The sequence below is a fragment of the Ferdinandcohnia sp. SAFN-114 genome, assembly GCF_059415045.1.
This window is the reverse complement of record NZ_JBPFDQ010000004.1, coordinates 14,018-28,074: the sequence shown is the minus strand read 5'-3', so window position 1 is coordinate 28,074 and position 14,057 is coordinate 14,018. Positions and strand designations below refer to the sequence as shown.

Sequence of the window (14,057 nt, the reverse complement as noted above, 5' to 3'; positions counted from 1 at the left end):
AAAAGCCCTTGTGTGTCTGAAGTCAGCATAACTTCGGACTCAACGGCGCTGAAACTGCCTCCGCTTGTCTGAAGTAAGTTCACCTTCGGACTCAACCACGCTAAAAAAGCCTCTTATTGTCTGAAGCCAGCTCACCTTCGGACTCGACCGCGCTTAAAATGCTTCTGCTTGTCTGAAGTCAGATCCATTCGGACAGACCTGAACAGAAACTGCCCTTGCATGTCTGAAGTAAGCTCACCTTCGGACTCACCCGCAATGAAATTCCTTCCGCTTGTCCGGAGTTTATCTGAATTGCTCAATAGCTTTTTTGCCAAGGTTGTTATTAACAAGATAATTGGTATGTTTGCGACCCTAAATAAGCCGTTTTTCCAAGTTGGACGGTTCTTTTATTTATTGTAAAACACAATAATTTTAGGATAAGAGGGGAAAAGTAAGGTAAAAATAACAAAGTATTGAGTGGTATAGACAACTAGCCTTCATTCAAGATATAATGAATGAGATGAAACATAAAAGGAGTCCTTGACATGTTTATTACTAACCTAACTATATACGCAGAAGACGGTATCATCGAAAAAGGGTTTATTGAAATCGATGGGGAAAGGATTAAGAGAGTAGCGCCAATGGCTGACTTCCAAGCAAGTGATCAAGATGAAGTTGTCAACTTTGATGAATCTTACTCATTAATCCCAGGTATGATCGATTTACATATACACGGGGCAAGCGGGGCAGATGTTATGGACGCAACCCCTGATGCATTAGAAACAATGGTAAAAGCATTGCCTAAGGAAGGTACAACAAGTTTTCTTGCAACAACGATGACGAAGTCGAAGCAAGATATAGAGCATGCAATTGGGAATATCGCTGATTATATGCCAAAACAAAGTACAGGTCATGCAGAAATTTTGGGGGCACATCTAGAGGGGCCATTTTTATCTCCGAAAAGAGCGGGAGCACAGCACCCAGATAATATTATTAACCCCGATGTGGAACTGTTTAAACAATGGCAAACCTTATCAGGCAATAATATACGTCTTGTTACATTGGCACCAGAAGAACCAGGAGGTCTAGAGCTAACAGCCCATTTGAAAAATACAGGTGTAGTTGCTTCCATTGGCCATTCTGATGCCGTATACGATGAGGTTGAGGCTGCGATAGAAGCTGGAGTATCTCATGCTACCCATTTATTTAACGGGATGCGTGGAATCCATCACCGTGAGCCGGGTGTAGCTGGTGCTGTTCTTTTACATGATGAAGTAAAATGTGAAATGATTGTAGATGGGATTCATATAGCGCCAAAAATGGTTAAGTTTGCCTATAAAGTTAAAGGGAGTGAAGGCTCCATTCTTGTAACCGATGCGATGCGTGCGAAGTGCCTTGGCGCAGGCACATATGACCTAGGTGGACAAGAAGTAATCGTGAATGGAGAACGTGCAGTATTAAAAGATGGAACCTTAGCAGGAAGTATCTTAAAATTGAATGATGCAGTTCGAAATATGATGAGATTCGCAGATTGTTCATTACAAGACATTACACAAATGACAGCTGTTAATCCGGCAAAGCAAATAAATGTGTTTGATCGAAAAGGTAGTATTAAGGCTGGAAAAGATGCTGATGTTGTGATCGTGAATGATCAATTAGAAGTAATCATGACAATTTGTCGTGGAAAACTTGCGTATTCAAATAGGGAGGAATAACAGATGAAAGTTGTAGCAGTTAAAAATTTTGACGAAATGAGCCAATATGCTGCGGCCGTCATTTCACATCAAGTAAAAGAAAAACCAAACTCGCTATTAGGTCTTGCAACTGGTGGAACAGTTGTTGGAACCTATAAGGAGTTAATTAAGGACCACGGACAAAATAAGACGTCCTATGAGCAAGTTCATACTGTAAATCTCGATGAATATTTAGGAATTGAAAAGAACCATCCTAATAGTTATCACCATTTCATGATGGAAAACTTTTTTTCACATATCAATATTAATCAAGATAATATCCATATTCCTAACGGATTGGCAGAGGATTACGAAGAAGAGTGCCAAGTATATGAAAAGGTGATTTCGGAATTAGGTGGGGTCGATCTTCAACTTCTTGGAATTGGAGTTAATGGCCATATTGGTTTTAATGAACCTGGAACATCTTTTAATGCAAAAACACATGTTGTTGAGCTTGAAGAATCGACACGCCAAGCGAATTTGCGCTTTTTTAATAGCATTGATGAAGTACCAACACATGCAATTACAATGGGAATTTCCACGATAATGAAAAGTAAGAAAATCCTTTTACTCATATCAGGAAAATCAAAAGCAGAGATTCTCGAAAAGGTAATCAACGAGGGAGTTACTGAAACGATTCCAGCAACTGTTCTTAAGAATCACCCTGACGTAACAATTATTGCGGACGAAGAGGCACTTTCATTGGTGGATGCTGAAGTGAAGAGGGGCTTTGCTCATGATAAAGAAGAATTCACCCGTACCTATTTACTTTCAGATTGAGCAATATATTCGTGAAAAAATCGATAAAAAAGAGCTTAAGCCTGGTGAAATGATCCCATCTGAAAGAGAATTTGCGGAGAAGTACCAAATCAGTCGAATGACAGTACGACAAGCTATCACTAATCTTGTGAATGAAGGTTACTTACAAAGGGAACGGGGAAAAGGGACCTTTGTAGCAGTTAAGAAATTTGAGAAGAATGTACGGGGCTTAACGAGCTTCTCTGAGGATATGCGTTCTAGAGGGCTTGAGCCAGGAACAAAGGTCTTAGATTTTATAGTAATTGAAGCAGATTCACTGATTGCCTCTAAACTACAGATAGAAGAAGGGGCTAAGGTCTACCAAATAGAACGTTTGCGACTAGCAGACCAGCAGCCGATTGCGTTTGAAGTTTTTTACATGTCAGAAGATCTAGTGCCCGGCTTAACAAAAGAAGTGGCGGAGCACTCTATCTATCGGTATGTGGAGAGTGAAATTGGATTACATCTTACTTCTGGAGTCCAGGAGCTTGAAGCAACTACTGCCTACAAGCGTGAGGCGGCTGCTTTAGGAATTAAGGTAGGAGCACCTGTTCTTTACATTCAGCAAATTTCATACCTAGAGGGTCAGCAGCCGCTCGAATTTGTAAAATCCTATTATAGAGCTGACCGATATAAATATAAGGTCGAAATGGTTCGAACATAATTTAGGAGGTAACATCTTGAAACGTTTATTAGATTGCACAGCCTCAGACTTCAAAAAAATGAACGGCCAGGATTTAAAGCAAGCCATAAAAGCCTCAGAGGGAAGAGTCATTTTATCAGAGGTGATTGGTTCCTTCCAACCCATGTATCCGGCAGTGACGAACGCAGAAATGGCCTCAGCATTTGGCGCCGATTTGTTAATCTTTAATTATTTTGATGTGTTTTCTCCTTTTGTAGAAGGTTTTCAAGCACAAGAGGGAGAATCAATTGTCGAGAAATTAAAGGAGTTAACAGGAAGACCCATCGGATTGAATTTAGAGCCAGTTGACCCAAATGCGATGCAACTTGAAACGTTAAGTAAGCTTCCGAAAGGGCGTTTAGCAACAGAAGAATCTTTACGTGAAGCAAAAAAGCTTGGCTTCGATTTTGTTTGTTTAACGGGCAATCCAAAAACAGGCGTTACAAATAATGAAATTGTTGTTGCTATAAAGAAGGCTCGTGAGGTACTTGGAAGTGAGGGCCTTATCATCGCTGGCAAAATGCATGGTGCAGGTGTTGCTAATGAATCGGGCAGTGGAATCATTTCAGAGCAAACGTTAGAAAGTTTTATAGAAGCAGGGGCAGACGTCATCTTAATGCCAGCGCCTGGGACGGTTCCGGGAATTACTCTTGAAGCAACCGAGAAAAATGTACGTTTTGTTCATTCAAAGGGAGCAATGGTAATGCTGACAATCGGTACGAGCCAAGAAGGTGCTGATGAAGCAACTATCCGTCAAATTGCATTAACTAGTAAAATGGCAGGTGCGGATATTTACCATATTGGAGATGCCGGATATCATGGAATTGCTGTCCCAGAAAACATAATGACCTATTCAATCGCTATCCGCGGAAAACGTCATACATATATAAGAATGGCTGCTTCCGTTAATCGATAAAGGAGATGAGGTTCCAAATACAAGGGTGTATTTGACCTCATCTCCTTTTTTTGCGTGTTGCTTTACGAATTCTCATGATTTGCAATAAAATAAAGCCAATTACAGCCCCAACTGTATTCAGAATAATATCATCTACATCAAAACTACCGAGCATACTAAAAAGCTGCAGAACCTCAAGGGATGTGATCCCAATGACAAAAGCGAAGATAAATAAAAAGAAATTTGAAAGCTTTGGAAAAAGAATCGGCAGCACGATTCCAAATGGTATAAAAACTCCTATATTTCCTGCAATATTAATGATCCAAATATGAAAAGGGAAATGATCATAATACGTAAAGTAATTTTTGATTGTTGAAAAGGGTGTGAAATTATACCTGAATTCCCCTCCTTCTGTCCGGGAAAATGCAAAAAACATCCAATATATTAGAAATAATGAATAAGTGATAAACACAATACCAGCCAAAAATCGTTTCATTGCTTGTCCCAATTGTATAAAACTCCAATCTTATCAAATGCGCCTTGGCTATTTGCGCCCGATTTTCGGACCTCAGGAAGTGGCGTGTTCTTATGATTAAAAAACTCTCATTGGAAAATCGTGGCATCGCCGGAGGCTTTAACTTTATTTGTCGGGTTTAAACCGCTACTGGATAAAGTTAAACTATTACCCCATCTACATTAACGCAAAAAGAGTACGATGTCACATAGGTTTTTCGTTTCTATTATTTTTCGCTTATAATAGGATTAACTTATGAAAAGGATGTTGGAAAATGGATACGATTACAATGCTTCAAATAGGTTTAGGCATTATCTTCATTATTTTAATTTATGATACCTTTAAACCAGTAAAGGACCTCAAACAATTATCGGAAGCTGATTTTAAAGAAGTACTGAAAAAGCAAAAGGATATTGCAATCATTGATGTGAGAAACCCTTATGAATACCAAACAAATCATATAAAAGGTGCCATAAATTTCCCATTGTCTAAAATTAAACGAAAGAAAGTTGAGATTCCAACCGATAAAGACATTATTTTATATTGCCAAACAGGAATACGTAGTAAACAAGCCGCCAAAGTCTTGAGAAAAAGACATAAGAACCTGCCTCTTGCACATATAAAAGGGGGCCTCTATAGCCTAAAAGCAAAAGAAACCCCAAGGGAGAAAAGGTAATAAAAACATTGGGTCAAAACCGTACCGAAAAACCATCACGTTTGACTGTACGGTTTATTATACATATAATAGAAGAGTAGAAGACTGATAGAAGGGTGTTCAAAAAGGAGGATGAAAAGGACCAAGAAGTTCTAGGCGGCGCAGTTTTGACTAGCGGAGCGTATGTAGTTAATACGTAAGCAACGGAAAAACAAGCCAACGAAGAAATTCGATGTGTCATTTTCACCGGACTTATTGAACTTCTTATAGAAGGGGTGAAGCCGTTGGGAAGTTATACCGTATTGGAGAATTAGCAAAAGAAGCAAATGTATCAAAGCGTACGATTGATTATTACACACAATTAGGTATTTTAACTCCTGAACGCTCAGACTCTAACTATCGATTCTATGGTGATGAAGCTGTGGAAACCCTTCATCTTGTAGCACAGTATAAGGAGTTAAACATCCCTTTACTTGAAATCAAGGAAAAGGTAGAGCTATTTAAAACAAACCGTGTAGAGCAAGAGAAAGTCTTAAAATACACACAGGATTTATCAAAGCGAATGGAATACCTAGAAACTGAACTTAAAGAAATAAAGCCGATGCTTGAGGGATTATCCGCAGAGCAACAAAGATCGGTATTGAATAAGATGTCTTCACAAAGCATGGCACTTGCAAAGTTAATTATGGTTCTGTTTACTTGAATTAAAGAATCATATAGTTATGAAACTTGCAGAATAAAAATTCATTCTAAGAGAATAAAAAATCATTGTCATAAATACTTTATATAAACAACATTTCATGTAATCTAATTGAAAGAATACTAAAAAACTGAAATGGAGTTTCAAAAAGGAGGGTAAAAAGGACCGAGAATTTCAAGGCGGTGCAGCTTTGAGTACCGGAACGTATGAGTAAATACGTGATGAACGGAGAAGCAAGCCAACGCAGAAATTCGATGTGTCATTTTCGGCCGACTTTTTGAACAACATCTAAAAACTTACCTATTTAGGAGGTGTAATCCTTACTCGTTTCGGACGTGTAAGGAAACTATTTGGAGATATTTAATTTGGTCATGGTTGCAATTTTGATTGCGTTAACTGCCTTTTTCGTAGCGTCGGAGTTTGCGATTGTAAAAGTAAGAAGCACTCGCATCGACCAGCTCGTAGCAGAAGGGAGGAAAAGCGCAACTGCTGCTAAGACTGTCATCTCAAACCTGGATGAATACCTGTCTGCATGTCAATTAGGTATAACAGTAACAGCTCTAGGACTTGGTTTTCTTGGAGAATCAACTGTGGAGGCTTTACTTCATCCATTATTCGGTATTTTAAATATACCGGATTCGTTTTCAACTGTTTTATCAATCGCATTAGCCTTCTTGACCATTACGTTTTTACATGTAGTTGTTGGGGAGCTCGCACCTAAAACAATAGCGATTCAAAAAGCGGAACGAATAACCTTGTTTTTTGCTAGACCATTAATCTTTTTCTATAAATTGATGTTTCCGTTCATTTGGGTATTAAACGGCTCTGCTCGTTTGTTAACTGGATTATTCGGCTTTAAAAGAATCTCAGAACACGATATTGCCCATACCGAAGAGGAATTGAGACTTATTTTGTCTGAAAGTTATAAAAATGGTGAAATTAACCAGTCTGAATATAAATATGTGAATAATATTTTTGAATTTGATGATCGTGTAGCCAAAGAAATTATGGTACCTCGTACCGAGATCATCGCGCTTGAAAATGACAAATCTGTCCAAGAAATTTTAACGATTATGACGAGTGAAAAGTATACACGTTATCCGGTCCTTGACGGGGATAAGGACCATATCATTGGATTGGTTAACCTAAAAGAACTACTAACCGATGTTGTGACAGGTACAGGAGCAGATGGGAAAACAATAGAGGATTATACGAGACCAATTATCCATGTGATTGAATCAATTCCAATTCAGGAATTATTAGCAAAAATGCAAAAAGAACGCGTACACATGGCAATATTAATAGATGAATATGGTGGAACTTCTGGATTGGTTACGGTTGAGGATATTATCGAAGAAATCGTTGGGGAAATCCGCGATGAATTCGATACAGATGAAAAACCGGCCATCCAAAAAATTAACGATACGACTACCATCTTAGATGGTAAGGTCTTAATCGGAGAAGTTAACGATTTGTTTGGTTTACAAATTGACGATACAGATGTGGATACGATAAGTGGTTGGATTTTAACAGAGCAAATCGATGTTCACCCTGGTGACAAAATTCCATTTGGGGGTTATGAGTTTAGAATTATCGAAATGGATGGTCACCATATCAAGTCACTCGAAATTAAAAAAAACATCCAACAAGAACACATCTACACCATTGGCCAAAGCGCTAGTGCATTAGAATAGTTGTAAAGCCTTGACGACTTTTTCGTCAAGGCTTTTTATGTTGTTGGCTAAGGTTGGTATTGTGCAATTTTTTCTGGCTACAGCAATTCCACACACTTCATCATTCAAAAATTAGGTTCAAGCCTAGACAGACACATTTCTAGACACATGTAATAAATTATAGAAATGTTATGTAATTGTTATATAATATAAAAGCGTTAATGTTAAAATAAAGGGTATACGAATTTTTAGGAGGAAGCTTAATGAAGGTAAAACTAGGCTTGCTATACGGAGGGAAATCAGCTGAGCATAAGGTTTCCTTACAAACCGCATTAGCTGTTATCAAAGCATTAGATCACTCAAAATATGATATTCATCCCATTTATATAACAGAACAAGGCGAATGGATTCGTGGGAATCAATTGACAGGTCCAGTTGATGACGTGAAGAAGTTAGTATTAAAAGAGACCGGAACAGCCATTTCACCTGTTTCGTTAAATTCAGAGCTTTTTCCTGCGCAGCAATCAGCTCAGAATGAATCAATCGATGTTGTGTTCCCGTTGTTACATGGACCAAATGGTGAGGATGGAACGGTTCAGGGACTGCTTGAGCTTATGAACATTCCATATGTTGGAAATGGCGTGCTTGCTTCATCAGCTGGCATGGATAAAGTCATTATGAAAAACATCTTTGGTCAAGCTGGGTTGCTTCAAGCGAAATATGCTTCATATATTCGTAGCGAATGGAAACAAAATCCAGAAGAGGCGTACGCTAAAGTTGAAAAAGAACTTGGCTATCCTTGCTTTGTAAAGCCAGCAAACCTTGGTTCAAGCGTTGGTATTAGCAAAGCAACAGACCGTGAAAGCCTGGAAAAAGCGTTCGAAGAAGCTTTCATGTTTGACCGTAAAGTCATTATTGAAGAGGCCATCATTGGCCGCGAAATAGAAATCGGTGTCCTTGGAAATGACAATCCTAGCTGTTCAGTTGTTGGAGAAATCGTACCGAAGAAAGATTTTTACGACTATAAAGCAAAATATGAAGATGGCGATACAGCTCTCATCATTCCTGCGGATATCACAGATGAGCAATATGAAAATGTTAAAACAGAAGCAATTAAAGCGTTCAAAGCACTTGATTGCTCAGGATTAGTTAGAGCGGACTTCTTCCTAACAAAAGAAGGAAAGGTCATCATTAATGAAGTTAACACGATGCCTGGATTTACACCATTCAGTATGTTCCCATTACTTTGGCAGGAAGCTGGTGTAAGCTATCCAGAACTTATTGAAAAATTAGTTGAGCTTGCAATCGAGCGCCATAACGAAAAACAAACGATTAAATACACTATCTAAAAAACTTTATTCAATACAAATCTCACTCTTTTGGGTGGAATGAATGTAATAAAGGTATACAATTTAGTAAGGGCTGAGACCTAGACTGAATAAAGTTAAGCCTCCGGCGGATGCCACGATTTTTCAAAGGAAAGTTTTCGAGCAAGCTCGAAAAAATCGGGCGCAAATACGCCAAGGCGCATTTGATTAAAAAACACTATTCTTAATTCTGAATAGTGTTTCTTTATGAAAGGAGAGAATCTCATGATAAAAAAGACATTGGCACAAATCGCACTGATGGCAAATGGTGAAAAGCTTGATCTACAATACCAAAATGTTGTGATAGAAGGTGTATCCATTGACACAAGAACGATCTCACCTGGAAATCTGTACATACCAATCATCGGTGAAACGTTTAATGGCCACCAATTTGTGGAGTCAGCGATTGATAATGGTGCAGTAGCGGTACTATGGGGCAGTGACCAACCAAATCCACCACAGCAAATACCTGTTATCTTTGTAAAGGACACATTAGAAGCTCTTCAAACTCTATCCAAAAACTATAGGGATGAGCTTTCGATAAAAGTCGTCGGGATTACAGGAAGCAATGGGAAAACAACAACAAAAGATATGGTTACAGCTGTTTTATCAACGAAAATGCGTGTTCAAAAAACAGAAGGAAATTTCAATAATCATATCGGCCTGCCTTTAACTCTTTTACGCTTAAAAGAAGATACGGAAGTTGCTGTGCTTGAAATGGGAATGAGTGCTTTCGGCGAAATTGAATTCCTAACTTTATTAGCACGTCCTGATGTGGCAGTTATAACGAATATTGGCGAATCTCATATGATGGATCTCGGTTCTCGTGAAGGAATTGCCAAGGCAAAACTTGAAATTGTTGATGGGTTAGCTAAGGATGGCTTGCTTATTTATCATGGAGATGAGCCACTTTTAACAGAGCGGGTTAAGGCAATGGATATTCATACGACAACCTTTGGTGAGACAACGAAAAATGATCTATATCCGTTACGTATTAAACAAGAAAATGAGGGTACTTATTTTTCCATTAATGAACAGGAGAACAAGGAATTTTATGTGCCAGTTTTAGGAAAACATAATGTTAATAACGCGATGGCAGCAATTGAAGTTGCTCGTCATTTCGGATTATCCTGGGACCAAATCGAAAATGGCTTGAAACAAATTAAGATTACGAATATGAGGCTTGAGATAATTGAGGGAGTCAACGGTACAAAACTAATTAATGATGCTTACAATGCAAGCCCACTATCTATGAAAGCTGCCATCAGCCTAGTTCATGATTTAAAGTCCTCTGGCAAAAAAATAGTCGTATTGGGTGACATGCTTGAGCTTGGGGACAACGAAAATGAATATCATGAAGAGGTGGGGCGCTTCATTCAGCCTGACAAGGTTGATTATGTATTCACATACGGTACATTAGGTGAGCATATCGCCAACGGAGCAAAAGAACTTTTTCCTGAAGAACGTGTTTCTGCGTTCCAAGACAAAGAAAAGCTAATAGAAGCTTTACGGAACCTATTATCAGAAGAGGATATACTTTTAGTAAAAGGTTCAAGAGGGATGAAGCTCGAGGAAGTCATTTTTGCCTTCAAAAAATAAGAAAAAGCTCGGCGTGCACCTGCCGAGCTTTTCTAGTTTATAAATGGTAGTATAATTAGAATAGTCAGTAAAATACCTAAGGAGTAAGATAATAGTTCTTTCATAAAATCTGAGTTTTCATTGAATAGCTTGTCCATTTTAAAACCTCCCAAATTTGTTTCTTACTTATTAGTACGTTTGAAAACAATAAATGTTACAAAAACATTACAATTATTTCAAAAATATTTTTACTGTATTCAGCCTCGACTGAATAAAGTAAAAAGGCCCCGGCGGATGCACGATTTTTAAGAAGTAAATTTCGAGTAGTAAGATCAAAGACTAAATACGCCACTTCCTGTGGCAACGTCTTTATGACCTACTTCCTGTAGGCCTAAAAATCGGGCGCAAATACGCCAAAGCGCATTTGATTGAAAGGAGAAATTTTGGTGATTGGCTGTCTGTTCATACATGGTTTTACTGGGGCTCCATATGAGGTTGAGCCACTTGCAGAGCATATCCGCCATACAACAGATTGGGTTGTCCGAACACCAACCTTGCCCGGTCATGGTGAGAATTTGAATTTAAAGGGAACCCATTACTTGGAATGGATTGAATATGCAGAAAAAGAGTTAGTTGAGCTCCTTCATACTTGTGATCAGGTATTTGTCATCGGTTTTTCGATGGGAGGAATAATCGCTGGTTACTTAGCAACGCGTTATCCAATTCAAAAGCTCGTCTTACTAAGTGCCGCTGCTTATTATATCAATCCAAAACAACTCGTTTCCGATATAAAACTAATGCTTCGCGATGGCCTAAACAAAAATCTTCATAAAAATGAACTTTATTTACGGTATAAAAAGAAAATCGTTGACACTCCTCTATCGGCGACAATTGAATTTCGAAAGCTTGTGAGAAAGATTAGGCCGTTGCTAAACCAAATAAATGTGCCTACCTTAATTGTTCAAGGTGAATGCGACGGGATTGTCCCAATTAAAAGTGCGCATTACTTGAATCAAGTCATCACATCTACGCAAAAAAGACTCCTTTTTTTACCATGTGCAAAGCATCATGTTTGTTATGGTGGGGACCAGGAAACACTATTTAAAGAGGTAGATTCATTCTTACATGAAACCACAAAAGAATGTATATACTAATCATTGAAAATTCAGCTTTATTGCATTTATAAAGGGGTAGTGGTAAGATTACAACTACAGTGTTAAAAAGGGCATAACTTGTAATTAATTGGTAACGCCCTTTTATTAACTTTTTGGACGTGAACCCTGAGGGCATTACTTCCGTTATTTCACGGAAAATGTCCTTTTTTTAAGCAGAATTAGATTCTGATCTACTATAAATACTAGGCAGATGCCTACCTACCACGCACTTATCATCATGTGTAGGTTTTGCGATCATGATGCAAACATTTGTATCCAGCTTAAAAATCGTATTTAACTTTATTCAGAAAAGCCCTCACTATTGTATGTGGGATGAATGCAAGAAAAGCATCGAAAATTTATTAGGGGTCTAAACCCCGTTTGAATAAAGTTAAGGCCCCTGGCAGATGCCACGGTTTTTCAGAGGTGACTTTTAGGAAAAAGAGTAAAGACTGTGGAGCACGTCATGTCCCAACGTCTTTATGATCCACTTCCTTTTGGCCTAAAAAATCGGGCACAAATACGCCAAGGCGCATTTGATTAGAGGCGAAAAGCCCAGTGTCTATACAGATTTCCCGTCTAAATAGTCAATTTTGTCATTGTACAAATAGATTAGCAAAAAGGAGTATGAAAAAATTGGCAGTTTTTAACGAACTAGGGATTAGTCAAGACCTAATGAAATCAATTAGTAAAATGGGGTTTGAAGAGGCAACGCCTATTCAAGCACAAACGATTCCATTAGCATTAAAAGGGCATGACGTAATTGGTCAAGCTCAAACAGGAACAGGAAAAACAGCGGCTTTTGGAATTCCGCTTATCGAAAATGTTGATGTAAAAGACGACAACATTCAAGGAATTGTCATTGCACCAACTCGTGAACTTGCGATTCAGGTATCTGAAGAACTTCATAAAATCGGGCACTTCAACCGTGTTCGAATCTTACCAATCTATGGGGGGCAGGATATCTCTCGCCAGATTCGTTCACTTAAGAAACACCCTCATATCATTGTTGGTACTCCGGGACGTGTAATAGACCATATTAATCGTAAAACTCTTAAGCTTCAAAATGTAAAAACGGTTGTCCTAGATGAAGCAGATGAAATGTTAAACATGGGCTTTATTGAGGATATTGAAGCAATTTTAAAAGGTGTTCCCGATGAACGTCAAACTTTACTTTTCTCTGCAACTATGCCAGGTCCAATCCAACGCATTGCTGAGCGTTTCATGAAAGACCCACAAGTTGTGAAAGTAAAAGCAAAAGAAGTAACAGTACCAAACATTCAACAATACTACCTAGAAGTACAAGAAAAGAAAAAGTTCGATGTCCTAACTCGTTTATTAGATATCCAATCTCCAGAGTTAGCGATTATCTTTGGACGTACGAAGCGTCGTGTTGATGAACTTTCTGAAGCACTAAATTTAAGAGGATATGCAGCAGAAGGTATTCACGGTGACCTTAGTCAGGCAAAACGTATATCCGTCTTACGTAAATTCAAAGAAGGATCTATCGAAGTATTAGTTGCAACAGATGTTGCAGCCCGTGGACTTGATATTTCTGGTGTGACTCATGTTTATAACTTCGATATTCCGCAAGACCCTGAAAGCTATGTACACCGAATTGGACGTACAGGTAGAGCAGGAAAACATGGTATGGCGATGACTTTCGTAACACCAAGAGAAATTGGTCAACTTAAAAACGTGGAAAATACAACAAAACGTAAAATGGACAAAATGAAGCCACCTACATTAGATGAGGCTTTAGAAGGTCAACAAAAGATCACGATGGAAAAAATCGTATCTATGATCGAGTCCAATAATTTATCATATTATACTCGTATCGCTGAAGAGCTTTTAGAAGAGCATGATTCAGTTTCTGTTGTTGCAGCTGCAATTAAGTTAATGACTAAAGAGCCAGATGCAACTCCAATTAAACTAACTGAGGAAGCACCTGTTCGCGTGAAGAGAGACAACCGAGATAATAACCGTGGTGGTGGACGTGACCGTGGGCGTTATAAGGGTGGTCGTGACCGCGGTCGAGGAAATGCTGGACGACAAGGTTCAGGCGGTCGTCAAGGATCCGGCGGAAATCGTTACTCTTCAAGTAGCAATCGACGCGGCAATTTCCGTAAAAACGAAGAATAATTTTAACAAACCAAAAAAAGGCGTGTAAACTGACCACAGTTTAGCACGCCTTTTTGGGTTTGTATGAATGATGAACACGAAAAGTGGTCGAGAGCTGTTTGGATTTCTCATCATAGCGTGGATGAAGAGGAAAAACGGTAGATAAATCAGTACGAAATCCTCTTCATTGCGGGGATGAAAAGGAAAA

The 14,057-nt window shown here is 38.7% G+C and carries 12 protein-coding genes; 11 read left to right on the top strand and 1 reads right to left on the bottom strand.

The window, feature by feature from the left end; translation table 11 throughout:
- Window positions 1-524: 524 nt before the first annotated feature.
- From nagA to ACR65M_RS02125, 4 genes are read left to right on the top strand one after another with little or no spacing between them, the layout of a single operon-like run.
- Complete coding sequence (gene nagA / locus ACR65M_RS02140) at window positions 525-1,694, top strand: N-acetylglucosamine-6-phosphate deacetylase (protein ID WP_440272422.1); 1,170 nt, start codon at window positions 525-527, stop codon at window positions 1,692-1,694.
- 3 nt (window positions 1,695-1,697) lie between these two features.
- Window positions 1,698-2,492, top strand: a complete 795-nt coding sequence (nagB, locus tag ACR65M_RS02135; RefSeq protein ID WP_440272421.1) for a glucosamine-6-phosphate deaminase — start codon at window positions 1,698-1,700, stop codon at window positions 2,490-2,492.
- Window positions 2,449-3,174: a UTRA domain-containing protein gene (locus ACR65M_RS02130; RefSeq protein ID WP_121448453.1), complete on the top strand. Its 726-nt coding sequence runs from the start codon at window positions 2,449-2,451 to the stop codon at window positions 3,172-3,174. Before nagB ends, ACR65M_RS02130 begins: the two co-directional genes overlap by 44 nt.
- 16 nt (window positions 3,175-3,190) lie before the next feature.
- On the top strand, window positions 3,191-4,108 hold the full coding sequence (locus ACR65M_RS02125; RefSeq protein ID WP_121448454.1) for a DUF7916 family protein: 918 nt from the start codon (window positions 3,191-3,193) through the stop codon (window positions 4,106-4,108).
- Window positions 4,109-4,145: 37 nt separating this feature from the next.
- Here ACR65M_RS02125 and ACR65M_RS02120 read toward each other — a convergent pair whose 3' ends face one another.
- Entirely contained in the window at window positions 4,146-4,595 is a 450-nt protein-coding gene (locus ACR65M_RS02120) for a VanZ family protein (protein WP_440272420.1), read from the bottom strand.
- Between the two features lie 280 nt (window positions 4,596-4,875).
- Here ACR65M_RS02120 and ACR65M_RS02115 point away from each other — a divergent pair, with 280 nt between their 5' ends.
- The 7 genes from ACR65M_RS02115 to cshA all read left to right on the top strand — a co-directional run bounded on the left by ACR65M_RS02115 (window position 4,876) and on the right by cshA (window position 13,870).
- Complete coding sequence (locus ACR65M_RS02115; RefSeq protein WP_440272419.1) at window positions 4,876-5,277, top strand: rhodanese-like domain-containing protein; 402 nt, start codon at window positions 4,876-4,878, stop codon at window positions 5,275-5,277.
- Window positions 5,278-5,557: 280 nt separating this feature from the next.
- Window positions 5,558-5,959 carry a MerR family transcriptional regulator gene (locus ACR65M_RS02110; RefSeq protein ID WP_440272451.1) on the top strand — a complete coding sequence of 134 codons (402 nt, stop codon included), beginning with the start codon at window positions 5,558-5,560 and terminating at the stop codon, window positions 5,957-5,959.
- A gap of 368 nt (window positions 5,960-6,327) precedes the next feature.
- Window positions 6,328-7,650, top strand: a complete 1,323-nt coding sequence (locus tag ACR65M_RS02105; RefSeq protein WP_440272418.1) for a hemolysin family protein — start codon at window positions 6,328-6,330, stop codon at window positions 7,648-7,650.
- Between the two features lie 242 nt (window positions 7,651-7,892).
- Window positions 7,893-8,978: a D-alanine--D-alanine ligase gene (locus ACR65M_RS02100; protein ID WP_440272417.1), complete on the top strand. Its 1,086-nt coding sequence runs from the start codon at window positions 7,893-7,895 to the stop codon at window positions 8,976-8,978.
- Window positions 8,979-9,221: 243 nt separating this feature from the next.
- Window positions 9,222-10,595, top strand: a complete 1,374-nt coding sequence (locus ACR65M_RS02095) for a UDP-N-acetylmuramoyl-tripeptide--D-alanyl-D-alanine ligase (RefSeq protein ID WP_440272416.1) — start codon at window positions 9,222-9,224, stop codon at window positions 10,593-10,595.
- A gap of 425 nt (window positions 10,596-11,020) precedes the next feature.
- Complete coding sequence (locus ACR65M_RS02090; protein WP_440272415.1) at window positions 11,021-11,728, top strand: alpha/beta hydrolase; 708 nt, start codon at window positions 11,021-11,023, stop codon at window positions 11,726-11,728.
- 636 nt (window positions 11,729-12,364) lie between these two features.
- Complete coding sequence (gene cshA, locus ACR65M_RS02085) at window positions 12,365-13,870, top strand: degradosome RNA helicase CshA (protein WP_121448462.1); 1,506 nt, start codon at window positions 12,365-12,367, stop codon at window positions 13,868-13,870.
- Window positions 13,871-14,057 lie beyond the last annotated feature (187 nt).